This window comes from Hymenobacter coalescens, assembly GCF_054783195.1.
On the sequence record NZ_BAAGRA010000011.1, the window covers coordinates 133,480 to 160,153 of the forward strand.

30 protein-coding genes are annotated in these 26,674 nt (G+C 63.3%); 14 read left to right on the top strand and 16 right to left on the bottom strand.

The genetic code is table 11. The features are described 5' to 3' along the window. Positions 1–85: 85 nt before the first annotated feature. Positions 86–847, top strand: a complete 762-nt coding sequence (locus ACYVKQ_RS08300) for a hypothetical protein (protein ID WP_460577515.1) — start codon at positions 86–88, stop codon at positions 845–847. 65 nt (positions 848–912) lie between these two features. Here the strand turns inward: ACYVKQ_RS08300 and ACYVKQ_RS08305 are convergent, their stop codons facing one another. From ACYVKQ_RS08305 to ACYVKQ_RS08315, 3 genes are all read right to left on the bottom strand, one after another. After that, positions 913–1,380, bottom strand: coding sequence for an META domain-containing protein (locus tag ACYVKQ_RS08305; protein WP_460577516.1), 468 nt, complete (start codon positions 1,378–1,380; stop codon positions 913–915). 201 nt (positions 1,381–1,581) lie between these two features. Continuing rightward, positions 1,582–1,926, bottom strand: a complete 345-nt coding sequence (locus ACYVKQ_RS08310) for a hypothetical protein (protein WP_460577518.1) — start codon at positions 1,924–1,926, stop codon at positions 1,582–1,584. A gap of 108 nt (positions 1,927–2,034) precedes the next feature. Continuing rightward, positions 2,035–2,850 carry a transporter gene (locus ACYVKQ_RS08315; RefSeq protein WP_460577520.1) on the bottom strand — a complete coding sequence of 272 codons (816 nt, stop codon included), beginning with the start codon at positions 2,848–2,850 and terminating at the stop codon, positions 2,035–2,037. A gap of 184 nt (positions 2,851–3,034) precedes the next feature. Between ACYVKQ_RS08315 and ACYVKQ_RS08320 the strand changes: the two genes are divergently transcribed. Further along, positions 3,035–3,949, top strand: coding sequence for a DUF3078 domain-containing protein (locus tag ACYVKQ_RS08320; RefSeq protein WP_460577522.1), 915 nt, complete (start codon positions 3,035–3,037; stop codon positions 3,947–3,949). Between the two features lie 42 nt (positions 3,950–3,991). Here the strand turns inward: ACYVKQ_RS08320 and ACYVKQ_RS08325 are convergent, their stop codons facing one another. From ACYVKQ_RS08325 to ACYVKQ_RS08335, 3 genes are all read right to left on the bottom strand, one after another. Further along, complete coding sequence (locus ACYVKQ_RS08325; protein WP_460577524.1) at positions 3,992–4,204, bottom strand: hypothetical protein; 213 nt, start codon at positions 4,202–4,204, stop codon at positions 3,992–3,994. A 123-nt stretch (positions 4,205–4,327) separates the two neighbouring features. Next, a complete protein-coding gene (locus ACYVKQ_RS08330; RefSeq protein WP_460577526.1) occupies positions 4,328–5,176 on the bottom strand; it encodes a hypothetical protein in 849 nt (282 codons plus the stop codon). 416 nt (positions 5,177–5,592) lie between these two features. After that, the gene (locus tag ACYVKQ_RS08335) at positions 5,593–5,934 is read right to left on the bottom strand and encodes a tetratricopeptide repeat protein (protein ID WP_460577528.1); all 342 of its coding nucleotides are present in this window, start codon (positions 5,932–5,934) and stop codon (positions 5,593–5,595) included. A gap of 74 nt (positions 5,935–6,008) precedes the next feature. Here ACYVKQ_RS08335 and ACYVKQ_RS08340 point away from each other — a divergent pair, with 74 nt between their 5' ends. From ACYVKQ_RS08340 to ACYVKQ_RS08355, 4 genes are all read left to right on the top strand, one after another. Then, positions 6,009–6,749 carry an electron transfer flavoprotein subunit beta/FixA family protein gene (locus ACYVKQ_RS08340; RefSeq protein ID WP_460577530.1) on the top strand — a complete coding sequence of 247 codons (741 nt, stop codon included), beginning with the start codon at positions 6,009–6,011 and terminating at the stop codon, positions 6,747–6,749. 115 nt (positions 6,750–6,864) lie between these two features. After that, complete coding sequence (locus ACYVKQ_RS08345) at positions 6,865–7,842, top strand: electron transfer flavoprotein subunit alpha/FixB family protein (protein WP_460577532.1); 978 nt, start codon at positions 6,865–6,867, stop codon at positions 7,840–7,842. A 116-nt stretch (positions 7,843–7,958) separates the two neighbouring features. Beyond that, positions 7,959–8,591: a bifunctional nuclease family protein gene (locus ACYVKQ_RS08350; RefSeq protein ID WP_460577534.1), complete on the top strand. Its 633-nt coding sequence runs from the start codon at positions 7,959–7,961 to the stop codon at positions 8,589–8,591. A gap of 145 nt (positions 8,592–8,736) precedes the next feature. Then, entirely contained in the window at positions 8,737–9,309 is a 573-nt protein-coding gene (locus ACYVKQ_RS08355; RefSeq protein WP_460577536.1) for a metal-dependent hydrolase, read from the top strand. A 141-nt stretch (positions 9,310–9,450) separates the two neighbouring features. On the opposite strand, the gene ACYVKQ_RS08360 is transcribed toward ACYVKQ_RS08355, so the two are convergent. Together ACYVKQ_RS08360 and ACYVKQ_RS08365 are read right to left on the bottom strand one after the other, a co-directional pair. Beyond that, complete coding sequence (locus ACYVKQ_RS08360) at positions 9,451–10,257, bottom strand: ABC transporter ATP-binding protein (RefSeq protein ID WP_460577538.1); 807 nt, start codon at positions 10,255–10,257, stop codon at positions 9,451–9,453. An 88-nt stretch (positions 10,258–10,345) separates the two neighbouring features. Next, positions 10,346–11,035 carry an MlaE family ABC transporter permease gene (locus ACYVKQ_RS08365; RefSeq protein WP_460577540.1) on the bottom strand — a complete coding sequence of 230 codons (690 nt, stop codon included), beginning with the start codon at positions 11,033–11,035 and terminating at the stop codon, positions 10,346–10,348. Positions 11,036–11,160: 125 nt separating this feature from the next. Here ACYVKQ_RS08365 and ACYVKQ_RS08370 point away from each other — a divergent pair, with 125 nt between their 5' ends. Next, complete coding sequence (locus ACYVKQ_RS08370) at positions 11,161–11,874, top strand: SDR family oxidoreductase (protein ID WP_460577542.1); 714 nt, start codon at positions 11,161–11,163, stop codon at positions 11,872–11,874. Positions 11,875–11,993: 119 nt separating this feature from the next. Here the strand turns inward: ACYVKQ_RS08370 and ACYVKQ_RS08375 are convergent, their stop codons facing one another. Further along, a complete protein-coding gene (locus ACYVKQ_RS08375; RefSeq protein WP_460577544.1) occupies positions 11,994–12,764 on the bottom strand; it encodes a head GIN domain-containing protein in 771 nt (256 codons plus the stop codon). 38 nt (positions 12,765–12,802) lie between these two features. On the opposite strand from ACYVKQ_RS08375, the gene ACYVKQ_RS08380 reads away from it, so the two are divergent. From ACYVKQ_RS08380 to gldG, 5 genes are all read left to right on the top strand, one after another. After that, complete coding sequence (locus ACYVKQ_RS08380; protein ID WP_460577546.1) at positions 12,803–13,498, top strand: SDR family oxidoreductase; 696 nt, start codon at positions 12,803–12,805, stop codon at positions 13,496–13,498. 5 nt (positions 13,499–13,503) lie between these two features. Beyond that, positions 13,504–13,704, top strand: a complete 201-nt coding sequence (locus ACYVKQ_RS08385) for a hypothetical protein (RefSeq protein ID WP_460577548.1) — start codon at positions 13,504–13,506, stop codon at positions 13,702–13,704. Between the two features lie 49 nt (positions 13,705–13,753). After that, complete coding sequence (gene gldA / locus ACYVKQ_RS08390) at positions 13,754–14,680, top strand: gliding motility-associated ABC transporter ATP-binding protein (RefSeq protein ID WP_460577549.1); 927 nt, start codon at positions 13,754–13,756, stop codon at positions 14,678–14,680. A 140-nt stretch (positions 14,681–14,820) separates the two neighbouring features. Then, positions 14,821–15,546 carry a gliding motility-associated ABC transporter permease subunit GldF gene (gene gldF / locus ACYVKQ_RS08395; RefSeq protein ID WP_460577551.1) on the top strand — a complete coding sequence of 242 codons (726 nt, stop codon included), beginning with the start codon at positions 14,821–14,823 and terminating at the stop codon, positions 15,544–15,546. An 18-nt stretch (positions 15,547–15,564) separates the two neighbouring features. After that, the gene (gldG, locus tag ACYVKQ_RS08400) at positions 15,565–17,304 is read left to right on the top strand and encodes a motility-associated ABC transporter substrate-binding family protein (protein WP_460577553.1); all 1,740 of its coding nucleotides are present in this window, start codon (positions 15,565–15,567) and stop codon (positions 17,302–17,304) included. Between the two features lie 293 nt (positions 17,305–17,597). On the opposite strand, the gene ACYVKQ_RS08405 is transcribed toward gldG, so the two are convergent. Further along, positions 17,598–18,488: a carbohydrate kinase family protein gene (locus ACYVKQ_RS08405; RefSeq protein ID WP_460577555.1), complete on the bottom strand. Its 891-nt coding sequence runs from the start codon at positions 18,486–18,488 to the stop codon at positions 17,598–17,600. Between the two features lie 517 nt (positions 18,489–19,005). Next, a complete protein-coding gene (locus ACYVKQ_RS08410; protein WP_460577557.1) occupies positions 19,006–19,437 on the bottom strand; it encodes a BLUF domain-containing protein in 432 nt (143 codons plus the stop codon). Positions 19,438–19,672: 235 nt separating this feature from the next. On the opposite strand from ACYVKQ_RS08410, the gene dnaN reads away from it, so the two are divergent. Next, entirely contained in the window at positions 19,673–20,797 is a 1,125-nt protein-coding gene (dnaN, locus tag ACYVKQ_RS08415) for a DNA polymerase III subunit beta (RefSeq protein ID WP_460577559.1), read from the top strand. Between the two features lie 139 nt (positions 20,798–20,936). Next, entirely contained in the window at positions 20,937–21,275 is a 339-nt protein-coding gene (gldC, locus tag ACYVKQ_RS08420; RefSeq protein ID WP_460577561.1) for a gliding motility protein GldC, read from the top strand. 79 nt (positions 21,276–21,354) lie between these two features. Here gldC and ACYVKQ_RS08425 read toward each other — a convergent pair whose 3' ends face one another. The 5 genes from ACYVKQ_RS08425 to dgt form a co-directional block, all read right to left on the bottom strand. Further along, positions 21,355–21,843, bottom strand: coding sequence for a hypothetical protein (locus ACYVKQ_RS08425; protein ID WP_460577563.1), 489 nt, complete (start codon positions 21,841–21,843; stop codon positions 21,355–21,357). Between the two features lie 204 nt (positions 21,844–22,047). Next, positions 22,048–22,584 carry a dCTP deaminase gene (dcd, locus tag ACYVKQ_RS08430; RefSeq protein WP_460577565.1) on the bottom strand — a complete coding sequence of 179 codons (537 nt, stop codon included), beginning with the start codon at positions 22,582–22,584 and terminating at the stop codon, positions 22,048–22,050. Positions 22,585–22,669: 85 nt separating this feature from the next. After that, positions 22,670–23,554, bottom strand: coding sequence for a hypothetical protein (locus ACYVKQ_RS08435; protein ID WP_460577567.1), 885 nt, complete (start codon positions 23,552–23,554; stop codon positions 22,670–22,672). 282 nt (positions 23,555–23,836) lie between these two features. After that, complete coding sequence (gene hemL, locus ACYVKQ_RS08440) at positions 23,837–25,159, bottom strand: glutamate-1-semialdehyde 2,1-aminomutase (protein WP_460577568.1); 1,323 nt, start codon at positions 25,157–25,159, stop codon at positions 23,837–23,839. Positions 25,160–25,248: 89 nt separating this feature from the next. Continuing rightward, positions 25,249–26,649 (bottom strand): dGTP triphosphohydrolase, encoded by a 1,401-nt coding sequence (gene dgt / locus ACYVKQ_RS08445; protein WP_460577570.1) that lies wholly within the window; start codon positions 26,647–26,649, stop codon positions 25,249–25,251. Positions 26,650–26,674: the final 25 nt, after the last annotated feature.

A 26,674-nucleotide genomic window follows, 5' to 3' on the forward strand; every position in this document is an offset into this window, starting at 1 on the left:
GCCGCTTTGTTGATTCGAAGCAGCGGGGCCCATTTTTTGTCCGGTAATCTTATAATTTGCAGAGCTTATCTTTCCCTCTACAACGATGATTCACCTTCGCACGAGCAGCCGGTTTATCGGCCTTCTATTCTTCGGTGGCTTGCTGACCACCGCTGCCCAGGCGCAGCAAGGCAGCACCCCGGCCGCCGCTTCTGCTTCGCAGGCGGCCGCTAACTACAACAAGGCCAACATTCTTACCACCGAATTTCAAGCGTACAATACCTTCGACCACCGCTACGAGGGGTTAGTAGGCACGCCGTATTTGCAGAAAGGCTGGACGATGGCCCAGGTCACGATGGCCGACAAGCGGGAGCTAAACAGCATTCCGGCCCGCTACGACGTGTACCGGCAACTGCTGGTGGTGCAGCCCTACGCCAACCGAAAGGACTCTGTATGGCTGGACGCAGCGCGCATGAGCCGCTTCAAACTGCTGCCTGCATTGCCCGGGCAAGCGGAGCGCGTGTTTGAGCCGTTCACAGAATCTTCTGACCCCAAACTCCGCACGGCCTTCGTAGAGGTGCTCTACCGCAGCCCGGCCGGCTACGCGCTGCTGAAACTGCCCCGCAAGCTGATGGTAAAGGCCAGCTACCAGGGCGGTTACGCCGCCGACCGCCGCTTCGACGAGCTGGTAGACCGCACGGAATACTACTTGCGGCGCCCCGACGGCAGCGTGGCCGAGGTCAAGCTGAACCGCAAGTCGCTGGCCACCGCCGCGCCAACCCTCGGTGCCCTGGGCCAAAGCAAGCGCGACGTGAAAACGGAGCAGGACGCCGTGGAGCTGCTGCAGGCGGCGGAATCCGGCAAATAAAGAAAATCCAGTACACCGTCGGTTGATGCGAGCCACCGTAGTCCATGCAGGCGGCTGCGGCGGCATTATTGTGTGTAGACGGCTTCCAGCCGGGCCAAGGCAGCGGCCTCGGCCGGCGGCCCCGCGTACAAACGCAGCGTATCGCCCGAAATGCGGAAATAGCTGATGCGGCCAAGCACCGCCAGAAAGCGCGTTTCGGTATCAAGCATCGGGCACGCCATACGGGTGGAAAGCAGTTTGCTGAAGCGCAGCTGCTCGGGGGTGGGCTGCTCAAACGTGCCGGAGTAGCGGTTGCAGCCCGCGTTGCCCCGCACCCGGGAGCCTTCGGATTCCAGCAGCAGATCCAGCTCACGGCTGTTTTCGGTAAGCTGGATCGGGGCATCCTCCAGCTGCCGGAGCACCCAGCGGGTATTGCGCAGCGAAGCCGGCGGAGTAGCGGCGGCGCGGTCGGCAGCGGGACCGGGACCGTTGCTCCGGCAAGCCGGCATGCCCAGCGCCAAAACGGCTATACCAAAAAGGAAAAGGCGGTTCATGAGCGAAAGTAGCGGGTATGGCCTTGCTTAACGCACCGCGGCGGCTTAGGTTGACGCCGTGGCCGCGGCACACCTTGCCCGTGCGAAGCTGCACCGGGCGCGGCTGTACTCGCCGCCCCAGCCGGAAACGGCACTCCCCCGCGCGACGACGCCCGACCTGTTGGGGCCGGGCGTCGTCGCGCGGAGAATTAGTACTAAAGATTAGTAGCTGCCCGGCAGGGCGTTGGCGCGCAGGTTGCGGGGGCGGCCGCCCGCCGAGGGGGAGGCGGAAGTCGCCTGTTGCCGCTCCAGTTGCTGCAACCGCGCGCTCTGCGTGTTGTAGCGCGTTACGAGCTGATCGTAGGCTTGCAGCAGGGTTTGCAGTTGGTTTTTCAGGTCCGATAGCTCGGCGGCAGGGGCGTAGCGCGGATCCATGGGTTCCGGGTCACCAAAGCCGGTCACCGAACGAGCTGGAGAGCCAGTGGGTGCGGACTGCGCCCGCACGGAGGCGTGGCCGATGAGCAGCAAGGCAAACAGGAGCAAAAAGCGGAGTATGGTTGAGGGCATGTGGTTGGTATGGGGCGGTGAATGAATGGGACAAAACTAGGTTGTCTGCACTCCGCCGACAATCACACGATAATGTGACTCGTCCGAACCCACCCTTTGGAAGCCTGCTCAGTGGGGCAGCCGCACGCTCACGCCGCCGCTGATGGTACTGCCGCGCACGCCCGTGAAAGACCGGCCGGCGGCCACGTCGAGGCGGATGCCGGGCAGGGGACGCCAGTTCAGGCCCAGGGTGCTGCCGTGCGTGAAGCGTTGCCGCCCGGTACCGTAGGCCTCAGCGAAGAAACCGAATTTGCCTACCAGCGGCCCGTTCAGCGCCAGCGTGTACAGGTACTGGCCCAGCTTGGTATCGGCAGCCCGAAAACCGCTCTGGCTAAAGCCTAGGTTGGTTTCCAGCCCGAAGCGCTGCCCGATTTGCTGCGACACCAGCGCCCGGGCCGAGGCCAACGGCTTGGCCAGGTGCAGGGTGGCGTCGCCGGTTTTGGGCAGGGTCAGCTCCGTGAGGAAGACCACCTGCGAGCGGGCATCCTGCCGAGTGGAGGCTAGCCATTTGGCGCCCACCGTGAGCGGGGCCAGCCCCGTAGGTACCGGTGTAGCGCTGCCGTCGGCTCCGATCCGCCGCGGACCGGCGTGCTGGAAGCCTTGCGTCAGGCGCAGTTCCATGTGGTTGAAGAAGCCGATGCGCAGCAAGCCGCTGGAGAGGGTTTGGGCGCGGCCCGCCGCCGGCAGCTGCCGCTGCGTGCCGAGTTCCACCTGAAACTGGCCCGGGCGCAACATGCTGGTGGTAACGGTCTGGCCCGGGCGGTCAGGACGAATGTTGCGCACGAAAGGCGCTTCCTCATTCTGGGTCGGGTCGGTGGTCTGGGCCAAGGTGCGGCCGGCGGCGCCCAATACCAGGGCGCTGGTCAGCAGAATGGTCGTACGCATGCCCTACCGACAGCCTGCACTGATGGGAGGTTCAGATATTGACTGCCGGAAAGAATATAATTGTCAGTCAAGGCAGTCAGCAGGACTTAAATTGTTCTTTTCAAAGAATATTGGTTTGGTGCGTAACCTTTTCCGTACAGCTCAACAGGAACCTAATGGCGGTCTATTTCACCAATTTGCCCTCATGAAACACTTTTACCTAGGACTATTGCTGGCTGCCGTCAGCCCCGCCGCGCAGGGCCAGAATCTCGCGCCAGCCGACACCGTCTCGCCCTGGAAAACCAAGTTCAAAGGCTCGCTCAACATCAGTGAAGCGCTGTTGTCGGATAATTGGAAGGGCGGGGGCGTCAGCTTCTTCGGGCTGAACGCGCTGGTCAACTCGCAGGCCAACTACCGCCGCGGCCGCCAAAGCTGGGACAATCAAGCCGACTTTCTGTTTGCCTTCGCGCAAAACAAGGGGCAGGGCTACCGCAAAAACCTGGACCGCCTGTTTCTCGACACCAAGTACGGCTACAGCATCAGCTCCGACTGGGACATGTTTACTTCGCTGAACCTGCTTTCCCAGTTTGCCCCCGGCTACGAATACGATAAGGATGCGGCCGGCAACGAACGCGCCCGGCTGGTTTCGTCGTGGTTTGCGCCGGCTTTCCTGACGGCGGCCTACGGGTTTGAGTATCACCCCACCACTTTCTTCAAGCTGCGCCTCTCGCCGTTTGCGCCGCGCTTTACCTTCGTCAACCGCCCGGAGCGCTTCGTGGCCTCCGTGGGCGAGAAGCCCTACGGCGTGGCGCCGCCCCGCGAAGTGCGCCGCGAGTGGCTGGCCGCGCAGGTGTTGGCCGAGCTGGACAAGGAAATCATGCAGAACGTGAACCTGAAAGGCCGCTACGTGCTGTATGCCAATTACCAGACGCTGGCTTTTCGCCGGCTGGACCACCGGCTGGAGCTGGCCCTCACGGCCAAGGTCAACCGCTACATCAACGTGGCCCTGACCGGCATCGGGCTGTACGACTACGACCAAGACCGGAAAATTCAGGCCAGCCAGGCCCTGTCGTTGGGCTTCCTGTACACCTTCCAGAACCACGAGGACGCCAAGCAGTAAGCGGCCGCCCGCTCGAAGCGGACGGCCGCTTACGGCCGGTGCCTAATGCATCGAGTGCGTCTCGGTTTGGGTGGCCAAACGGCGCAGGATAAACTCCGCGTCGGCGGGAATGCCCTGGCGCAGCTGCATGATAGCCGCGTCTTGCCAGTTGCGAAACAGCGTGGGGTCCTGACGGCGGCTCTGGAGCCGCTCGGGGTGGGAGGTCAGCCACTGCGCTACAAAAGCTCGGGCTTGCTGGTCGGTCATGTTGTCCATGGGCGTAAGGAGTTGATTTGCCGATGGATTAATATACAACACCAGCCGCTGAACTCCTGCGCTGCTCGGCCGCCAGCGGAACGCGCCGCCCCAGTACATGCTAGTTTCTTGGGGCGGCGTGGCTTAGCGGTTGGGGCGGTTGTCGAGGTCGGGCGTATCGCTCCAGCGGCGGTTCTGTTCCCCGCGCCGGTCGTCGCGGTCGTCGCGGCGGCGGAAGGCGCTGTTGCGGCTGTTCGGGTCGTAGAGGCTGCTGCTGTAATCGTCGCCGTAACCGTAGTCGGAGCGGGCCCCGTCGCGGTTGCTGCCGTCGTAGCGCGGGCGCTGCTCGTCGCGGTCATCATCGCCGCGGCGGTTGTAGCGGGCGTTCTGTTGGGCCGGCCGCTCGGTGAAGTCGTCGTGGTAGTTTTCGTAGAAGTGGTCGTTACCACGGTCGGCATAGCCCCGTGAATATTGGTCGCGGCCGCGCGCGGTCTCGTGGCCGCGCACCCGGGCGTCGTCCTCGTGGTAGTCGCGCGGGGTGATGCCGCCCGGGCGCTGGTGGCTGTAGTGGATGTAGCTGGGCGCGTCGTCGTCGCGGCGGGCCGGGTACTCGCGCCGGTCCGTGTCGTCGTGGTAGCTGCGGAACTGGGAGTTGTCGCGGCGGTAGTATTCCGAGCCGCCGCCCTGGGGGCCTGTGTTGAAGCCACGGCTTTGATTGCCCTGGCCTGGGTGGCGGTCCTCGTCGTGGTGCTGCTCGTGGCGGCTGCGTTGGTCATACCCGCGGCTTTCGCCGCGCTGGCCGTAGTTGTCGCGGCTGCCCGAGCCGGTGTAGCTGGCCCTACTTTCCTCGCCACGCTGGCTGTGGCCGTAGTGGCGCTGCTCGTAGGTGTCGTCGCGGCGCATGCCGCTGGGCCGGCGGTTGTCGTTGTGCTCGTACTGGTTGCGGCCCCGGTCGTCAAAGTCGTCGGTGCGCAGTTGCTCTCGATTTGCCATGGGTACGAAGTGATTTGGTTGAGGCTAAGTTTTACCCCGGCGGCGAACCGATGGTTGCCTGGAAAGCTCGACTTTATTTTATAAATACGATGACTTACAATGCGTTAAGAAAATTATTCCATCAGAGCCCTGGCCGCGCAGTAAGCTGGTTTTGTACTCTTCAAGCCATTATGATTGAGCGGTGACCAGACTATTGGGTCGCCGATAAGGCCCGGATGGCGGCTTCGGGCTGTTGGCGTACCGGGCGGGCTTGGCGCGGTCGGCGCTACGTGCCCGCTGGCCGCGCCAAAGAGCGTCGGCAGCGGGCCTACGAAAGGGAGGCGAAACCAGGACCCGGGATGACGTGCAAAAAAGTCGGGTAGCTAGGTGCCACACCAGCGGCCGCTGTTGGATTTAGTAGGCGTGCCGAATAAATTTTAGTCGTCTTCGTAGTCGAGTCCGAGCACGTTATTCAGGGCACCCTGCAGCTCGGCGGCGGCGTGCATCTGCCCGGCTTTGCGGGCTACGGTGAGACCCATGCGCAGGATCTGAGCGGCCTCGTCGGGCTGGCCCTGTTGCTGGCGTAGTTTGCCGGCGTGGTAGTAAGTGCCCACGTAATCAGGGTGTTCCGCGAGTAGTTTCTGGTAGTACTGCCAGGCTGTGTCTAGGTCGCCGGCCGAGCGGTACTCGGTGGCCAGCGCGTAGATGGTGAAGGCGTCGTTCGGGTCGTCCTGGTAGAACGAAAGCAGTTGGGCGAGGCGGGTAGGCGGGGTTTCCATCGGCGGGAGTTTTCCAGTATCTTCGGCCCGAAATTAGGGCTTAGCCCGCATCTTCTGACCCATAAGCCGACCTGATGAAGTTCCTCGTTTGCATCAGCAACGTCCCGGACACGACGACCAAAATCACGTTTACCCCGGATAATAAGGAGTTTAACAAGGCGGGCGTGCAGTTCGTCATCAATCCTTGGGATGAGTACGCACTCACTCGCGCCATTGAGCTGAAAGAAGCCCAGGGCAGCGGCACCGTGACCGTGCTCAACGTTGGTGAGGCCGACACCGAGCCCAACATCCGCAAGGCCCTGGCCATCGGGGCCGACGACGCCATCCGCGTCAACGCCGCCCCGAAAGACGCTTGGTTTGTTGCCCAGCAGATTGCCCACTACGCCAAGGAAGGCGGCTACGACGTCATCCTGATGGGCAAGGAAAGCATCGACTACAACGGTTTCCAGGTGCACGGCATGGTGGGCGAGCTGCTCGGCATCCCGACGGTGGCCCCGGCCATGAAGCTGGACCTGAGCGGCAACACCGCCACGCTGGAGCGCGAAATCGAAGGCGGCAAGGAAATCGTGGAAGTCAATGCGCCCTTCGTGGCCTCCTGCCAGCAGCCCATGTGCGAGCCCCGCATCCCGAACATGCGCGGCATTATGACGGCCCGCACGAAGCCATTGAAGGTGGTGGAAGCTGTAGGTGAAGGCGCCGCAACCGCCGTGGCCGAGTACGCGCTGCCCCCCAAGAAGCAGGGCGTGAAGCTCGTTCCGGCCGAGTCGGCCGGCGACCTGATCAAGCTGCTGCGCAACGAAGCCAAAGTAATCTAATTCAGAACCGAGATTTTAGAGCTCAGAACTTAGCATTCCGCTGCTGGTTCTTGATAACGAGATGCTTTTCAACAGTTTTCTCCGGTCTAAGCTCTAGCTTCCAACCTCTCCGAAAATGTCAGTACTCGTAGTAGTAGAATGCGATAAGGGCGAAGTGAAAAAATCTTCGCTGGAAGTAGCGTCGTACGGCGCGCAGGTGGCCCAGGCCCTGGGCACTACGGCCACGGCCGTGGCCGTGGGCGAAGCCACCGAAGCCAACTTGGCCCAGCTCGGCGAGCAGGGCATCACCAAAGTGCTGTTCGACAACGAGCCCCGCCTGAAGGACTTCGTGAACGGCGCGTACACCAAGCTGATTGCCGCCGCCGCCGAGCAGGAGCAGGCCAAGGTTATCGTGCTGGCCAACTCCAATATCGGCGCCTCGGTGGGCTCGCGCCTCGCGGTGCGCCTGAAGGCTTCGCTGGCCACCAACGTGGTGGAGCTGCCCAAAATGGACGGCGGCCAGTTCACGGTGAAGCGCGGTGCCTTCTCGGGCAAGGCCTTTGCCGACGTGGTGCTCAGCGGCGAGCGGAAAATCATCGCCGTGAAGAAAAACAGCATCGAAGCCCTGCACAACGCCGGCCAGACGGCCCAGGTGGAGGCCTTCTCGGCTCAGCTGGCGGATACCGACTTCGCCGATGCGCCCAAGCAGGTGGTAATGCAGGATCAGGCCGGCGGCATTCTGCTGCCCGAGGCGGATAAAGTGGTATCGGGTGGCCGCGGCATGAAAGGCCCGGAAAACTGGCACCTCATCGAAGAACTGGCCCAGGCCCTGGGTGCGGCTACGGCCTGCTCCAAGCCGGTGTCGGACGTGGACTGGCGTCCGCACCACGAACACGTGGGCCAGACCGGCATCACCGTATCGCCGAACTTGTATATTGCCTGCGGCATCTCGGGCGCCATTCAGCACCTGGCGGGCGTAAACTCGTCGAAGGTTATCGTGGTGATTAACAAAGACCCGGAGGCCCCGTTCTTCAAGGCGGCCGACTACGGCATCGTCGGCGACGTGTTCGAGGTACTGCCCAAGCTGACCCAAGCCGTCAAGGAACTGGGCTAGTGAGGGCCTTGCAATGCGGGAATGAGCGAAAAAAAGTCTGCCCGGGCTTTCCTCATTCCCGCATTTCGCGTTAAACCCCTCATTCACCCATTTGCTCATTCACTCTTCTCTCCCTCGTGAAGAAAATTCAGCTCGAAATTCTGGGCTTGTCATCCAGCCAGTCACAGTCGGGGTCGTTTGCCCTGATCCTGGGCGAAAAGCACGGCAACCGCCGCCTGCCCATCATCATTGGTATGTTTGAGGCGCAGAGCATTGCCATCCAGATCGAGAAAATCAATCCGAACCGCCCGCTCACCCACGATTTATTCAAGTCGTTTGCCGAGCAGGTGCACGTGACCATTCTGGAGGTGCTCATCTCCGACCTGAAGGAAGGCGTGTTCTACTCCAAAATCGTGTGCTCCGACGGCGCTACGACGTTTGAGCTCGACTCGCGCCCCTCCGACGCCATTGCCATCGGGTTGCGCTTCGGTGTGCCGATCTACACCGTGGAAAGCGTGATGAGCGAGGCCGGCATCATTCTATCGGACCTGGAAGAAGGCGCTGAAGCCGACGACGAGGACGATGAGGACGAGGACGACGACACCCCGGGCACGCGCAGCGAAGTAGCTGAACCCCGCGAACCGTCGGGGCAGGTGTCGCTGGACGAACTGACCAAGATGCTGGCCCAGGCCCTGGAGCGCGAAGACTACGAGAAAGCTGCCAAGATCCGCGACGAACTCAACAAGCGCGGCGACAAAGGCAAAGAATAAGCACGGCGGCTGGCTGCAAAGCCAGCCTGAATGTGACGCGGCGGCCCGTTTCCGAATAGGAGACGGGCCGCTCTGGTTCCGGGTGGCAGCAAAGTGCGGCGGTTGGCCGCAATTGAGTAGACTTGCGCCCCATATTCTCGCTTTTATGTCAACCACTGACCCCCAAACCGCCGAGCAGGACCTGCGCTTCCCCATCGGCCACTACACCCTGCCGGAACAGCCGCTCACGGCCGAGGAGCGCGCCCCCTACATTCAGCAGCTGATGGCCCTGCCCACCGAGCTGCGCATGGCCCTGGACGGCCTCAACGGCCTGCAGTTCGACACGCCCTACCGGCCCGGCGGCTGGACCGTGCGCCAGGTGCTGCACCACCTGCCCGACTCGCACCTGAACAGCTACACGCGCTTCCGCCTGGCTCTGACGGAGGACAATCCCACCATCAAGCCCTACGAGGAGGCCGCCTGGGCCGAGCTGCCCGACGTGAGCATCGTGCCGCCCGACGTGTCGCTGATCCTGCTGGATGCGTTGCACGCGCGCTGGGTGGTGCTCCTGAGCCAGCTCACCGACGAGCAGTGGCTGCGCACCTGGTTCCACCCCGGCACCGGCCAGACCGTGCGCCTCGATCAGGCCCTGGTGATGTACGCCTGGCACGGCCGGCACCACGTAGCCCACATCACCAGCCTGCGCAAGCGCATGGGCTGGGGCGTGTTTGGGCAGTAGCCGCCGTAACGCACCATTCTCCGCGCCGGACCTGACCTGCGCGAGCTGAACGTGGTACCCGAAAACAGCACCGCCCGAAACCCATTGCTGAGGTTTCGGGCGGTGCTGTTTTCGGGCCCGTTGCGGCGCGCTTGAACCGGGCTATATGTCCTGGGAAGGCTCCTGGCGGATTTCTTCGAGGCTGCCACCTTCCATCTCGATGCGTTTGGCGGCGCGTACCAGGCTGCTGCTGAAGATGAATTCCTTTAGCTCGGGCACCTGCGCGTTCAAAATTTCGTCCTTGGTTCCGTCCCAGAGCTTCTGGCCCTTGTGCAGGTACACGATATGGTCGCCGATTTCCACCACCGAGTTCATGTCGTGGGTGATGATGACGGTGGTGATGCCGTACTCGTGGGTAATCTCGTAGATCAGCTCGTCGATTTTGATGCTGGTGAGCGGGTCGAGGCCGGAGTTGGGCTCGTCGCAGAAGAGGTAGGTACAGTTCGGGGCAATGGCGCGGGCAATGCCGACGCGCTTTTTCATGCCCCCCGACAGCTCGGACGGCATTTTGTTGCCGGCAGCTTCCAGCCCCACGCGGCGCAGGCAAAACTCCACCCGGTCGCGCCGCTCGCCGCGGCCCATGTCGGGCGTGAGCATACGCAGCGGAAATTCCACGTTCTCGAACACGTTCATAGAGTCGAAGAGCGCGGAAGCCTGAAACAGCATGCCGATCTGCTTCCGGATTTCCTGGCGGATTTCGATTTTGTTGTTCGTGAAGATGGTGCCGTCGAAGGTGATAGAGCCCAGGTCGGGCTTGAGCAGACCCACGATGCACTTGAGCAGCACCGACTTGCCGGTACCCGAGCCGCCGAGCACCAGGTTGCACTTGCCCGTTTCGAACGTGCAGTTGATGCCCTTAAGAATGGGCGTGTCGCCGAAGGACTTGTGAACGTTGTGAATTTCGATCATCGGGAGGAATGGCTAAATTTATTGATTGTTAAATTGTTATCGTTCGGAGTAGAACAGTCAGCAATTTAGCAATGCAGCCATTTGACAATTATAGTAGGGTCTGGGCTAGTACGTAGTCGGCCAGCAGGATGGCAATAATGGAGTGCGTGACGGCGGTGGTGCTGCTGGCGCCCACTTCCAGGGCGCCGCCCTCCGTGAAAAAGCCGCGGTAGGCCGAAATGGCCGATACCAGGAATGCAAATACCACCGATTTGATCAGGGCGAAAAGGATATTGTAGGGAATAAACGAGTCGCGGATGCCCTCCACGTACTCCTGGGCCGAGAGGGCGCCGGAAAGCGTGCCGGCAATGTAGCCGCCCATAATCGAGAGCAGCATGGCCAGAATCACCAGCATCGGGAAGGTAATCATGGCCCCGAGGATGCGCGGCAGCACGAGGTAGTTGGTGGCGTTGATGCCCATGACCTCCAGCGCGTCGATCTGCTCGGTGATGCGCATGGTGCCCAGCCCCCCGGCGATGCTGCTGCCCACCTTGCCGGCCAGCACGATGCTGGTGATGGTGGGCGCCAGCTCCAGGATGGTCATTTCGCGCACCATGAAGCCGATGGTCGACTTCGGAATAAGCGGGTTGGTGAGGTTGTAGGCAATCTGCACGCAGGTAACGGCGCCGATGAACGCGGCTACGATGCTGACAATGAACACCGAATCGATACCAATGAGCACGGCTTCGTCGAGGGTGCGATTCCAGAGTACTTTTAGGCGTTCGGAACGCACAAGCATGCTCCGCATGAAGAGCAAGAACTGGCCGAAAACTTTGACCATAGGAAGGCTGGAGAAAAAGAAATGAACCTGCGGCAGCGCCGCAGGCCTACATACGTACAAACCGCGAAACAATCTTACGCGATATGCACAAAACAATTGTGGTGACGGGCGGCACCAAAGGTATTGGCCGCGCTATTCTGGAGCGCTTTGCTCAGGCCGGCTGGCGCTTGGTAACCTGCGCCCGCTCCGCCAACGACCTCGACGAGCTGCGCGCCGCGCTGGAACAACAGCATCCCGGCGCCGAAGTTAAGACGTTGCCGGCCGACCTGAGCAAGCCTAACGAAGCCCGGCGCTTCGTGGACTTCGTGCTGGGCCTGGGCGGCCCGGTCGACGTGCTGGTCAACAACACCGGTTCCTTCGTGCCCGGCCGCCTGCAGGACGACGCGGCCGACGGCTCGACCCTGCGCGACATGCTGGCCGTGAACCTGCTCTCGGCCTACGACGTGACGCGCGGCCTGCTGCCGCAGCTGCTCCAGCAGCCGGCGGCCCACATTTTCACCATCTGCTCCACGGCCAGCCTGATTCCGTACCCCAACGGTGGGTCGTACGGCGTGGCCAAGTTTGCCCTGTACGGCATGACCAAAAACCTGCGCGAGGAGCTCAAGCACACCGGCGTGCGGGTGACGGCCGTGCTGGCCGGCGCCACGCTCACGGCCAGCTGGGAAGGAGTAGACCTGCCCGCCGAGCGGTTTATCCGCGCCGCTGACGTCGCCGAGGCCGTGTACGGCACCTGGAGCCTCTCGCCGCAGGCCGTGGTGGAGGAGTTGCTGATCCGGCCGCAGCTGGGGGATATTTAGCTTGCGGTAGGAGGGTGTAAGTGTAGGAGTTTAGGAGTTAAAAAAGGGGAAGATAATACAGGAGAATGAAGGCGTTTGGCCTGTTCTCTTTTACTCTTTTCACTTCTCTAACTCATACCCTACTGGCTAACTGCCCGGCCTTTGCCCGTCACGTTGATGTCGTGGCGAGCCGGTGGTCCGCTGTAGTACAGCGTGCCCGAGCCGTCGACCTGCGCGCTGAGGTAGTCGGTGACGAGCACGCGGGCGTTGCCGTCGCCGAGCTTGTTCAGCTCGACCTGGGCGCGGCGGGCGCGCAGGCCGTCGGCGTACAGGCTGCCCAGGTCGCCGACGGTGGCAATGAGCTGATTGGTGCGGCCCGTCAGGCGCATGTCACCCAGCTCGTAGAGGTCGACCCAGAGGAAGTTGCTTTCCACGTCGAACTCCACGTCGCCGGCGCGGGAGAGGTGCAGAAAGAGCGTGTCTTGGCGGAAGGTGCCCTGGGTACGCAGCGTCTTCTCGCCGATGTGAAACACGTCGGTGAGGCGCGGGGTGTGCAGCGTCACCTGCCGGGGCACGTCGTAGCGGCGTACCCAGTTGCAGCGCGAGGTGTTGCGGATGGTGAGCGTGCCGTCTTGCTCGGTCAGCTCCAGGTCTTCCTGCAGGTTTTTGCCGGTGCGCACCTCGGCGTAGGTTTCGGTGTCCTGCACTACGGTCACTTCCACGTTGTCGTAGAGGCGCAGCACGTGAAACGGAGCCAGCGCGCGGCGCTCCACGGTCACCTTGCCGCTGCTTTTGAGGCAGTCGGTTTCGTGGTCTTCGCCGCAGCCGGCCAGCAGCGCGGCGGCCAACAGCAGCGCCGGGGCTGCGTATGCCCGGAGGCGGCGCCGGCTGCTAACTTGCGCGGCTTTCAAACACCAATTCGTCAACACGTTTTCCAACCAGGAAGCTTATGGATCTGAACGGCAAGGTAGCCATTGTCACGGGCGTCAGCAAAGGCATTGGCCTGGCTACGGCGCAGCTCTTGCTGGCGCAGGGGGCCGTAGTGGCCGGCTGGGGCCGCCGCCAGCCCGAATCGTTGCAACACGAGCGGTTTCAGTTTTTTGCCTGCGACGTGCGCGACGAGGTGCAGGTGCAGGAGGCTTTCACGAACACGCAGCGCGAACTGGGCCAGGAAATCCACGTGCTGGTCAACAACGCCGGCCTCGGCATCTCGGGCCCGGTCGACGGGTTCAGCTCCGAGCAGTGGCACCGCATGTTCGACACGAACGTGCACGGACTGTTTTACTGCACCAAGGCCGTGCTGCCGCAGATGAAGCGCCAGCAGCTGGGCCACATCATCAATATTTCGTCCATCGCGGGCCTGAACGGCATCGAAATGATGGCCGGCTACTGCGCCACCAAGTACGCGGTGCGCGGCTTTTCCCACTCCCTGTTCAAGGAAGTGCGCAAGGATGGCATCAAGGTTACCTGCCTCTACCCGGGCTCCACGCAGACCAACTTCTTCGACGACATTCCCGGCACCACGGCCAACGAGCACATGATGCAGCCGGAGGACATCGGCGGGGCCATTCTGTACGCCCTGCAGACGCCCTTCAACTTCCACATCGTGGACGTGGAGATGCGGCCGCTGCAGCCCAAAAAGTAAACACCGTGATGCTGCTGATCTGGGCAGCCTCGGTGCTGCTGGTGTGGTATACCGTGCGGCAGCACCGCCGCGCGCGGCCGGAACGCCACCGGGTGCAGGCGATGTTCGTGCTGCTGGCGTTGGCCTGGCTGGTGCTGCTGGGCGTTTGGGTGATCCTGCCGCTGGTCGCGTCCTGGATTGGCGAGGCCGTCCTGACGCATCGGTGAGGCCCCGGTGCCGGTAATGCGCCCTGAACGCTGTACTTTCGCCCTCCCTATGGTTGAAATCCAACATTTAACCAAACTCTACGGCCCGCAGGCCGCCGTCAACGACATTTCGTTTGCGGCCGGCCGCGGCGAAATCCTGGGTTTTCTGGGCCCGAACGGGGCCGGCAAGTCCACCACCATGAAAATTGCCACCGGCTACCTGCCGCCCAGCGCGGGCTCGGTGCGCGTGGCCGATTTCGACGTGGTGGAACACCCGCTGGAAGTGCGCTGCCGCGTGGGCTACCTGCCCGAGCACAACCCGCTCTACCTCGACATGTACGTGCACGAGTACCTCGACTTCATCGGGCGGGTGCACGGGCTGTCGGGCAGCACACTGCGCAGCCGCGTCAAGGAGCTGGTCGGCCGGGTGGGCCTCACCCGCGAGCAGAACAAGCAGATCGGCGCTCTTTCCAAGGGCTACCGGCAGCGCGTGGGCCTGGCGCAGGCCTTGGTACACGACCCGCAGGTACTCATCCTCGACGAGCCCACCACCGGCCTCGACCCCAACCAGATCGGCGAAATCCGCACCCTGATCCGCGAGTTGGGCCAGGATAAAACCGTCATCTTCAGCACCCACATCCTGCCCGAAGTGCAGGCCCTCTGCGACCGGGTGGTCATCATCAGCCGCGGGCAGCTAGTGGCCGATGCGCCGGTGCGCGAGCTGGCTGGCCTGACCAAGGGCGGCGCAGTCATCCGGGCCGAGTTTGAGGGCCCGATTGACCCGGCCCCGCTCTGGCAGCTGCCGGGCGTGAAAGGCGTGGAGCAGGGGCAGGGCGGCGCCTGGATTATCCGCACCGAGGGCAAAGGCGACCAGCGCCGCGCCATTTCGCAGCTGGCCGCCCAGCAGGGCTGGCTGTTGCTCGGACTGCGCCAAGAAGAACAGTCGCTGGAGCAGGTGTTCCAGGAGCTGACGACGGCCACCAAGCAAGAAAAATAAGAACGTCATGCTGAGCTTGTCGAAGCATCTCTACCGCTTCGTTGCATCGTTCGGTAGAGATGCTTCGACAAGCTCAGCATGACGACCTGATGATATCCGGCATCAGCGAAATCAACTAACTCAGCGCTAATCAGCGGTTCATGTTCGCCGTCCTTCGCAAAGAATTCAACGCCTTCCTCAACTCCCCGGTGGCCTATGTGGTGCTCGGGGTGTTCTTGGTGGCCACCGGTCTGTTCGTGTGGGTCTTCCCCGATAGCAGCGTGCTCGACTACGGCTTTGCCGACCTGCAGACGCTGTTCAACCTGGCCCCCTGGATTTTCCTGTTCCTGATTCCGGCCATCACCATGCGCACCTTCGCCGAGGAAAAAAAGGCCGGCACCATTGAACTGCTGCTCACTCGCCCGCTCACCGACGGGCAACTGGTAGGAGGGAAGTACCTGGCCTGTCTGCTGCTGGCACTCCTGGCGCTGGTGCCCACCTTGCTCTATTACTACTCCGTGCACCGGCTCGGCTCGCCGCAGGGCAACATCGACTCGGCCGCCTTCGCCGGCTCGCTTATCGGGCTTACGCTGCTGGCCGCCGTGTTTGCTGCCATCGGCGTGCTGGCCTCGGCCCTCACCCGCGACCAGATCATTGCCTTCCTGGTGGCCGTGGTCGGCTGCTTTCTGGTGTATTCCGGCTTCGATTCGCTGGCCTCACTGTTTGAAGGTTCCGCGGCCTACTACATCGGCCAGCTCGGCATTGCGGCCCACTACCGCGACCTGAGCAAGGGACTCGTGGACTCGCGCGACCTGCTGTATTTCCTTTCGGTGGTGACGGCCATGCTGCTGGCCACCCGCCTCGTGCTGCAAAGCCGCAACTGGTAACCCGGACCTACCTGACGCATGGAAACCACTCCCGCCGCCACTACGCCCGCCTCCGTTGCCCCGGCCACCCCGCGCAAGCAGCGCGATTTGCTACGCTTTGGCCTGATTATCCTGGGCCTGCTGGTGCTGAACTTCGTCGCCCAGCGGTTCTTCTTCCGCGTTGATCTGACCGAGGACAAGCGCTACAGCATGTCGGCCGCTACCAAGCAGCTGCTCACCACCATGCCCGAGCCGGTCACCGTGACGGTGTACTTGGCCGGCGACTTTCCGCCCGCGTTCCGGCGCCTCTCGCAGGCCACCCGCGAAACGCTCGACGAAATGCAGATTCACGCCGGCTCCAAGCTGCGCTACGTGTTCGTCGACCCCTCGGCGGCCACTTCCGAAGCCGACCGCAACAAGGAGTACCAGCGGCTGATGCAGAAGGGCCTGACCCCCACCAACCTCGGCGCCAACGAAGGCGGCAAGCGCGTGGAGAAGATCATCTTTCCCTGGGCCACCGTCACGGTGGGCAACCGCGAGGAGAACGTGCTGCTGCTGCGCGGCAACCAAGCCGCTCCGCCCGACGTGCGCCTGAACCAGAGCATCGAAGGGCTGGAGTACGAGCTGGCCTCCGCCGTGCGCCGATTGGAGCCCACCAAACGCCAGCTCATCGGCATCGTGGAGGGCCACGGCGAGCCCGACAACGAGCACATCGCCGACCTCATCGGCACGCTGCAGCGCGACTACAACGTGTACCGCATCGACCTGAATAAGGTGACCGAGCAGAACATGAAGGCCCTCTCGGCCGTCATCGTGGCCAAGCCTGAGCGTGCCTACACCGACCCCGAGAAGTTCAAGCTTGATAAGTTCATCACCGAAGGTGGCCGGGCGCTGTTCTTCGTGGATGCTATGCGCGTGAACCTGGACAGCGCCAACCGCGGCGGCATGCTCTCCTTCCCGCTCGATCTGGGCCTGACGGATTTGCTGTTTACCTACGGCGTGCGCGTCAACGGCGACCTGCTGCTCGACGTGAACTCCGGCGTGATTCCGATGGTAACGGGCATGTCGGGCGACAAGCCGCAGGTGGAGCCCATGCCCTGGCCGTTTTACCCGGTCGTGAACAACTTCAGCCCGCACCCCATCACCCGCAACCTCGACGCGGTGTACCTGAAGTTCGTCAGCACCATCGACACGGTGAAGGCCGCCGGCATCCGCAAGACGCCGCTCATGTACACCTCGCGCTACACCCGCGTGCTGCCCGCCCCGGTGCCCATCAACCTCAACGACGCCCGCCTGCCCCCGGACCCCAAACTGTACAAAAGCGGCCCCAAGCCCGTGGGCTACCTGCTCGAAGGGCAATTCCGCTCCCTCTTCGCCAACCGTGCCAAGCCCGGCACCACGCAATTTCTGCCCGGCCAAAACCCGCAGGCCATGCCCGGTAAAATCGTGCTCATCTCCGACGGCGACTTCGTGCGCAACGATGTGGACCCCAAAACCAAGCGCCCCCTGCGCCTGGGCTACGACCGGCTGGCCACCACCGAATTTGCGAACCGCCAGCTGGTGCAGAACGCCGTCGACTACCTGCTCGACGAGTCGGGCCTGATTGCCGTGCGCAGCAAGCAGATCACCCTGCGCCCCTTGGACAAGGTGAAAATCAACGCAGAAAAGCGTCAGTGGCAGCTGCTGAACCTGGGCGCTCCGCTGGCGTTGCTGGCCGTGTTTGGGCTGGTGCGGGCCTGGCTGCGGAAGCGGAAGTACGCGTCGTTTGGGGTAGAGTAAACCTGTGTGATTCGATGAGCGGCCATCCGGCTGGAAGAGAAACCAGCGTATGCGACGAGTGCCGCATCCTTTACTTCGCCTACGCTTCTCGGATGACTTTATTATATCCAGAATGTGCACATTGGCTTTACGGTTACCCCAATTGCGACCATAACATGGCGCATGGCAGGTGCCTACTATGTTACCGGGACGGCAGCGTTAGCAGCTACGTCGAAAGCCTAAAATAGCTTAGACCAAAAAGGGCAAGTCGCAGTAAAAGCACGAATTGCGCTCCTGAGTAAGCGGTTCTTGCCTCACCCCGTAGCCAGCAGCCGCTCAATTTCCGCCTGCGCAATGGGCGGGGTGGCGCCGCGGTAGGTGGCTACCAGCGCGCCCACGGCGCAGGCGCGGCGCAGGGCTTCGGCCACGGTGTTGCCTTGCAGCCAGTGGCGCAGCAAAGTAGCCAGGAAGGCGTCGCCGCTGCCGATGGTGTCCTGCACCACCACCGGGAAGCCGGGCTGCTCCAGCAGCTGGCCGTCGGCGGTGAGGGCAGCGGCACCGTTTTCGCCCCGCGTTACCACCAGCAGCTGCCAGCCGAAGCGGGCCTGCAAAAAGCCCATGGCGGCTTCCGCGTCGAGGCCCGGGGCGTACCAAGCGGTGATTTCGCTTAGCTCGTGGTGGTTCAGCTTCGCTACCCGCGCCCGGGGCAGCAGCCACTCCAGCTGCCCCCGAGAATAGTGCGGGGGCCGCAGGTTCACGTCGAGAACCGGCAGGCGGCTCAGGGGCAGCAGGTGCTGCAGGGTGGCAAAGGAAACCGGGCTGCGCGAGGCCAGGGTGCCAAACACCAGTACGTCGGCGGCCGCGGCGGCCGTGGCCAGCTCCTCGGAGTAACGGATGAAGTCCCAGGCCACTGGTGCCACGATATCGTAGCTGACTTCCTGCCAGCTCTCGGCCCGCACCTGCACCGTGCCGGTGGGCTGCCCGGCATCATCGGTTTGCACCAGGCCGGTATCCACGCCCTGCTGCCCCAGAAAGGCGCGCAGTTCCCGGCCCGGCGCGTCGTCGCCCACGCGGCTGATGAGGCGGGCCCGTAGGCCCTGGTGGTGCAGGTGCACGGCCACGTTCAGGGGCGCGCCGCCGGGCACCGGACCCGTGGGCAACATGTCCCACAGCATTTCGCCGTAGCAGAGAACCTGGAAGGGCATAACAGCAATAGACTGAAGTAGGAGGCCATCAAAAGCCCCGTGAAGGTGGCCGCAGCTGCTTAAACGGCAAATGGGCGCGCTCAGCTGCGGAGCCGCTTCGAAAACAGCGGCCTCGGAGTGCCTTTGGCGTGGCGGGATGCCTAGCCGGGCCCGTGTTTCTGCCCGCGGGCGGTGCCCAAGCGCTGACAGCCTTTGCCCCGCCCATCGACACGGCTGGCGGCGGTTCCAACGGGCATGTGGCCGCTTGGATGGTGCAGCTCGACGGAGAGGTATTCGTAGACGACGGGTGCACAGCCTGCGGTGGCGGCCTGAGCAGCTCCCGACGGGCCGGTGTGGCTCAATCCCGGCTACCGGCCGGCCTTTGCCTGCCGGCGGTGCAAGCGGGAAGCCAAGCGGGGCTGATGCGGCGCGTGACCTGCGAATAACCGCCGCAGCAATAGAACACAGCGCCTCATGCCGGTTTTGGAACTGGGCGCTGGTGTTCCGGCGCTGCGGCGGTGGGTGCTTCTCGGGCTTATTAAAGGCGGACCGTTTCGCGGCGCACAAATTCCGTCAGGACCGAATGCAGCAGCGCATCGCCGGCCACCGTGGAAGTCAACCCTTCTGGCGTGCGAAAGCCCGCCAGGTGCACATAATCCGCTGGCTCGATGGCGGTAAAACCCATGGACCATTCCGCAAAGCTGCGCCGCGTGAGGGGCCCGTCGGCCAGCTTGGTCACGTCGTGGTGGCGCAGGTCGCGGCTGATGCTGGCGAAGATGCCTTGCACCTCGTTGCGGGGGCCTTCAAGCACTTGTAGGATATGGCCGTGGCAGTAAAGCAGCACGCCCGTGATGCCGTGCGCGGTGTTCCAGGCACGGGACTGAGCGAGCAGCGCCTGCAGTTGCGCCTCCGTGAACAGGCTGGTAGCTGCGCTTTGGTAAACGAGATGGTAGAGGGGAGCAACGCTCATAATAAACAACCGGGATGAATAGAGGTGGGCGCGGCTCCGACAACCTACAAAAAATCAGGGAAAAACACAGCAGTTCAATAGCGCAGTAGGTCTTGCTCTGTCCCCCGACGAGAAACGGGCCGATACCACACACTGGGTTAGCAAGCCGCTACGGAAGCCCGCTACAGCCCTAGAAACTCCCGTATAGCTCCCTATCTTTGTCTTCCTAAATTCGCCACACTTCCCAAAGCCCTATATGAAGTTCATCGTCTCGTCCTCGGCGCTCCTCAAGCAGCTCCAGAGCATCAACGGCGTCGTCACGAGCAACCCCGTGGTACCCATCCTGGAGAACTTCCTCTTTGAAATTGAGAACGGCAAGCTCACCATCACCGCCTCCGACCTGGAGACCAGCATGATGACCGAACTGCCCGTGGAAGCCCGCGAAGGCGGCCGCATCGCCGCCCCGGCCCGCATCCTGCTCGACACGCTCAAGAACCTGCCCGACCAGCCCGTCACCTTTACGCTGGACGAAGAGACCTACGGCATCGAAATCAGCTCGGCCAACGGCCGCTACAAGCTGGCCGGTGAAAACGCCACCGACTTCCCCCGCGTGCCGGTGGTGAAAGGCTCGGCTCCGGTGGAAATTCCGTCCAGCTCCCTGCTGCGCGCCATCACCAAGACCATCTTTGCCGTTTCGACCGACGAGCTGCGCCCGGCCATGACCGGCATCCTGGTGCAGCTAGCCGACAACCAGGCCACCTTCGTGGCCACCGACGGGCACCGCCTGCTGCGCTACCGCCGCGCCGATGTAGCCGCCGGCCAGACGGCCAACCTCATCATTCCGCGCAAGGCGTTTAACCTGCTCAAAGGCGCGCTGCCCTCCGAGGCCACGCCGGTGCGCATGGAGTTCAACCAGTCGAACGCCTTCTTCTCCTTCAACCAGATGCGCCTCGTGTGCCGCCTCATCGACGAGCGGTACCCCGACTACGAGAACGTCATCCCGGTGTCGAACCCGAACAAGCTCATCATCGACCGCGGCCAGCTGCTGAACTCGGTGAAGCGCATTGCCATCTACTCGAACAAGACCACCCACCAGGTGCGCCTGCGCCTGGCCGGCTCCGAGCTGACCATTTCGGCCGAAGACCTGGACTTCTCGAACGAAGCCAACGAAAAGCTGCCCTGCCAGTACGACGGCGAAGACATGGAAATCGGCTTCAACGCCCGCTTCCTGATCGAGATGCTCTCCAACATCGACTCCGAGGAAATCACCCTGGAGCTGAGCACCCCGAACCGCGCCGGCCTGCTGATGCCCACCCTCGCCGAGGACAACGAAAGCATCCTGATGCTGGTGATGCCGGTGATGCTGAACAACTACGTTTAAATTGTTTGATGGCTAAACGGTTAAATGGCTGGTCGTTCACACGGCCGGCCATTTCGCTTATGCTGCCATCGGATTTGCTGGCTAGGTGGACCTGAACGGTCAGCCATTTAGCCATTCAACCATTTGACCATTCATCAAGATGAAAAAATCTGAAATCCGCTTCAGTATTGCCCTCGACGAGCAGAAAATCCCCGAGGCCATCAGCTGGAGCGCCACTGACGCGGGCGCCGACATTCACTTCGCCAAGGCCATGAACATCTCCATCTGGGACCGGGAAGAGCGCGGCACCATGAAGATTGACCTCTGGACCAAGGACATGCCCGTGAACGAGATGAAGCGCTTCTACGTGGACATGATCGGTTCGCTGGCCGAAAGCATCGTGGCCGCCACCAGCGACGAATTCATGGGCGCCAAGCTGCGCGCCGTGGGCAAGGAGCTGGCCCAGCACGTGGAGCAGGAAGAGAAAAACCAGCGGTAAGCGCGGCAGCTTGCCACTGAACGCAAAAAAGCCCGCCCGGCAGTACGCCGGGCGGGCTTTTTATATCTGATACGTAATGCTAGCGGCTACCGCCGCGCGACGAGCCTTTGGCGTCGTCTTTGGTCTGGCTGAGGGTCGCGCCTTTGGCCGAAGCCGGGAGCGGATTCTGCACGGATTTTACGAGCATGATGTTCGACGACTGCGCGGCGTAGTCCTTATCGAACTTGTAGTACTGCGAGCGGTTACCGTAGTACGCGCTGTATTGGTCGGTGGTGAGGATGGAGCGCAGCTCCTGGTCCCGCTCCCGGCACACGCCCAAGCACTGCGTGTCGATAAGCTGGTCGTTGCCAGCCAAGCGCGTTTCAATAGCGGCCATCTTGGCGACCTTGTCCGTGTTGATGGCGCGCAGCTTGGTAGTCTGGTAGTTGTTCAGCCGCAGTTCGCGGGCCATCTGGTCGGACAGACGGTCGGCGCGCTGTTGCACCACGGGGTTCTTCTTCAGCTGCTGCGCTTGCGTCCCGAGTGCTACACCCGTCACCAGCACAGCCGTTGCAAGGATCTTCTTCATGGTCATGGCAAGTTATATCGTTAGCGGGCCGAAGCCACGGAGACAAAGTTGAAGCTGCCTAAGCAGCTAACGCCCTTTTCTAACGAAAAAGTATGCCGGGCAGTTCTCTCCACGAGGGGTAAATAACGGCCTTGCCAAATTATTGGACGTTCCGTAGGGTTAGAACGGCCCGCATCGGCCAGGCTACCATTCCGCAAAGCGTGGTCAGAACTTGTTCATCCACATCATCGACTCGACGGGTTTGTCAGTGCGCTGGTTGTACTTCGCGTTCGGTTTACGGTTGTAGTAGTTCTGGATGGCGCCCTCCACGGTGAAGTAGATGAGCTGCCCAATGGGCATGCCGCGGTAGATGCGCACGGGCTGCGTCACGCTGATTTCCAGCGTCCAGGTGTTGGAGAAACCCACGTCGCCCTTGCCGGCGGTGGCGTGGATGTCGATGCCGAGGCGGCCCACCGAGCTTTTGCCCTCCAGGAAGGGGACGTGCGCATGTGTTTCGGTGTATTCTTCCGTCACGCCGAGGTACAGCGTTTCGGGCTTGAGCACGAAGCCTTCTTCGGGGATTTCGAAAACGTCGATTTCGTTGTGCTTGCGGGCGTCGAGCACGGCGTCGCGGTAGGTGGCCAGGTAGCGGCCCAGGTGCACGTCGTAGGAGTTGGTGCCCAGGCAGCTGCGGTCGTAAGGCTCAATTACGATGGTGCCGCGCTCCATTTCGGCCAGGATTTGCTCGTCGGTCAGGATCATCAGGAAAGAAAAAGAAGAACGAAGCAGGAGCCACGAACTGGAGGGGCCTCCAACTCTTCATGGCTCCTGCTTCATTCCTATGAAATCAGGCTTCGTCGTCTTCGTACCGGTCGCTGGGAAGGGCCGGCGCGCGGCGCTTGGCGGCCACCGAGGCGGCTTCTTCCTCCTCTTCTTCGCCGAACGGCTCGGCTTCGGCAGTGAGGTTATTGATCTGGGCACGCAGGCCCGGAATCACGGACAGCGTCAGGTACAGCACCAGGCCGAGCGACAGTACGGAGCTGAGCAGCAGCGTGTAGTCGAGCCAGTCGTGGCGGGGGGCGCTGTACTCCCCGATGGGCCGGGCCCGGGGCGACGCGGGCTCCTCGGCGGCTTCGTCGGTCTGCGGGGCGGGGTCTTCGAGCGGCTTGCTCACCGGGGCTTCGGCCTGGGCGTCCACGTCGGCCGGGGGCACGTTGGCCGCGTCGGCCAAGAGGTCCTCGGGCACGGGGTCCTCGGAGGCGTTGAACTGGGCGCTGGCCTGCTTGATGTAGCGCTGCAGCCCGTGGATGAGGGCGGCACGCTCGTCGCGCGGCAGGCCGCGGATAAAGAACTCGAAGTTGGGGTCGATCAGGATGCTGTTGAGCTGCTTCTCAAATTCGGCCAAATCGGTGCGGCCTTTGCCGAAGCGGTTCTTGTAGCGCTCGGCCACGCCGTTGTAGTTGCGAAACAGCTGCTTGAGGTCGTCGCGGCCGGGGAAGTCGTCGAAGTCGCGGCGGGCCTTGGCCGTGCGCAGCGTCACGGGAAACTTGCGGCGCGTGAAAGCCTTGTCGTAAACGGTTTCCATGGTGCGGAAATTCAGCTCGTCCACGGCGCGGTCGAACAGCTGCTTGTTTTGCGCGGCCAGTTTCTCGGTCTGGGCAAGCATTCCCAACGGCATCATCAGCAACAGCACGAGCAGGCTCCAGAACCCCAAACGGTAGCGGTAAGGCATAGCAACAGGCAACAGGTTTGGGGCAAAGATAGGCCGCGGGCCGGCTATGATGCCAAACCAATGGCTATAACGCGGGGAAATAGGGCCTTGGGCTTGGAAAAGGACTAAACGCCCTCTTCGAAAGCGCGGCCTCCAGAGTAGGTTCTGGTCAACGCGTACGCTTCCCCCAACCGGGCGCAGATACTTTTGGGCCATTGTCTAAACGGCGAAGCGCAGCCACCACCCGTTGCTGGGGTAGTGGCTGCGCTTTTGAAATGGTGCGTCTGGCTACACTCCGGCCCCTTACAGCCCGTGGGCCTCGCGCATGGAGGCGTGGCAGGCGGTCAGGTACAGGTCCACGAGGTCGTCGGTAACGGCGGTACTCACAAACAGGGCCTCGAACTGCGAGGGCGCGAGGTAGATGCCTCGGTGCAGCATGGCGCGGAAGTAGCGACCGAAGGCTTCCAGGTCGGCGGTTTTGGCCGACGCCAGGTCCGTAACGGGCTGGGCGGTGAAGAACACGCTCCACATCGAGCCGACGCGGTTGACGGTATAGTCCAGACCCAGCTCGGCGGCAATCTGCCGGGTGCCGTCGGCCAGGGCGGCGCTGGTGCGCTCCAGCTGCTCGTATACGTCGGGGTGCTCGTGCAGGTAGCGCAGCTGGGCCAGGCCGGCGGCCGTGGCGATGGGGTTGCCGGAGAGCGTGCCGGCCTGGTACACCTTGCCGGCGGGGGCCACCTGGTCCATAATTTCGCGCTTGCCGCCGTAGGCGCCCACCGGCATGCCGCCGCCGATGATTTTGCCCAGCGTGGTCAGGTCCGGCTCGATGCCGAACAGCTCCTGGGCGCCACCGCGGGCGAGGCGGAAGCCGGTCATCACCTCGTCGAAGATGAACACGATTCCGTGGCGGGTGCACAGCTCGCGCAGGCCCTGCAAAAAGCCCTCGGCGGGCGGCACCAGGCCGATGTTGCCCACGACGGGCTCCAGAATGATGGCGGCAATCTGCTCGGGGTTGGCTTCGATGGCGGCGCTGACCGCGTCGAGGTTGTTGTAAGGCACCGTGAGCGTGTCCTTGGCCACGCCTTCGGTTACGCCGGGCGAATCGGGGGTGCCGAGGGTGAGGGCGCCCGAGCCGGCGGCAATCAGGAAGGAGTCGCCGTGGCCGTGGTAGCAGCCTTCAAACTTGAGGATCTTGGCGCGGCCGGTGTAGCCGCGGGCCACCCGGATGGCCGACATGGTGGCCTCGGTGCCGGAGTTGACGAGGCGCACCTTCTCGATGCTGGGCACCATCTGGGTGATCAGCTCGGCCATTTCCACCTCGCGGCGCGTCGGGGCGCCAAAGGAAAGGGAGGAAGGCAGGGCCTGGGCCACCGCGTCGAGCACGATTTGCGGGGCGTGGCCGAGAATCATCGGCCCCCAGGAGTTGATAAAGTCCAGGTAGCGGTTGCCGTCCACGTCGGTCAGCCACGCGCCCTGCGCCGACTGCATGAACACGGGGTGGCCGCCCACGGCGCGGAAGGCACGCACGGGCGAGTTGACGCCGCCCGGAATCAGGTCTTTGGCGCGGGTAAAGAGCTGGTCGCTGGTCGCGAGGTTGAGGTCGGTAGCGGGAGTAGCTTGCTGCATAAGGGCCGAACAACCGCCGGGGTGGATTTGTCCCGGCGACGTGCGCAAAGGTAACCGGGAACTTGGCAGCGGCGAAGGGCAGCCCCGAGCTAAAACCCCTTCGGCAGGTCGATGCCCTTGATGGTGCGGAACAGGCTCAGCGCGTTTTGGTCGGTGAGGGCGCCCACGTAATCGGTGAGCAGAATAATCTGCTCGTAGGCGGAGAGGCCGGCCTGCAGCTCCAGGGCGCGAAACTGCGGGGGCACCAGCTCCAGCAGCTTGCGGGAGCGGGAGCTGGCGGCCGGGTCGAACGTGGCGTGCAGAAACGCGTCGAGCAGGCCGGCCAGTACCTCGAAGCCGGCCGCCTCGATCTGCAGCACCGGGCGCGAGCGGTAGAGGTGCGTCACCGACAGCCGCTGCACCTGCTGCAGGGCCTCCCAGCACTCCAGCTCCTTGATCAGGCAGCCGTCGTAAGCGCCGTGGAGCATGGCCGGGGCGTGGCGGGCAAATACCTGGGCGGTTTCGGCCACCAGCTTGCCGATGAGGCGGGCGCGCAGGTAGCCCAGCTCCTCGCGCCAGTCGTGCCACTGCACCGAGCGGGGCCGGTCGGCGGGGTCGGCGAGCATGTCGCGCAGCAGGCTCAGGCCAAGTTCGGGCGGGATGAGGCCGAGCTTGAGCGCGTCCTCGAAGTCGATGATGCGGTAGCAGATGTCGTCGGCGGCTTCGACTAGAAAGGCCAGCGGGTGCCGGTGGTAGAAGCCCTGCTCGTCGGCCTTGGGCAGCAGGCCCAGGTCGTGGGCCACGTGGCGGAAGCGGGCGGCTTCGGTCTGGAAATGGCCGTACTTCTTCTCACTGGCGCCGCCGGTCTGGTCCGCCGCGTCGACCACCGAGGGGCGCGGGTACTTGGTGAAGGCCCCCAGCGTGGCGTACGTCAGCCCGAGGCCGGCCGTGCCGGTGCTGTGGGCCGCGTAGGTGTGGGTGAGCACGCGGAAGCCGGCGGCGTTGCCCTCGAAGTGCTGCAGGTCGGCGCGCTGGGCGGCCGTGAGCATGCGCACGAAGGGCTCCGCGGCCGGGCTGGCGAAGTAGGCCGAAATGGCATCCTCGCCGGAGTGGCCGAAGGGTGGGTTCCCGATGTCGTGGGCCAGGCAAGCGGCGGCCACGATGTCGCCGCAGTCGGCGTCGAAGTAGGGCAGCTGCTCGGCCAGCTCCGCGTCGCGCTCCATGAGCAGGCGCCCGCCCAGCCGGCCCAACGAGCGGCCCACGCAGGCCGTTTCGAGGGAGTGGGTGAGGCGGGTGTGCACGAAGTCCGTCTCGGGCAGGGGCATGACCTGCGTCTTGCGCTGCAGGCGCCGGAAAGCCGAACTGAACACCACCCGGTCGTAGTCCTGCACGAAGGCCCCGCGCACGGGCGCCGCGTCGGACACGATGTGCAGCTGCGGCTGGTCGGGGTAGCGGCGGCGCGAGAGCAGGCGCGGCCAGGACATGGGGGCGGGGGAGGAGGCGAGCTTCATGCGGCGGGCAAGATAGCGAAGCGGC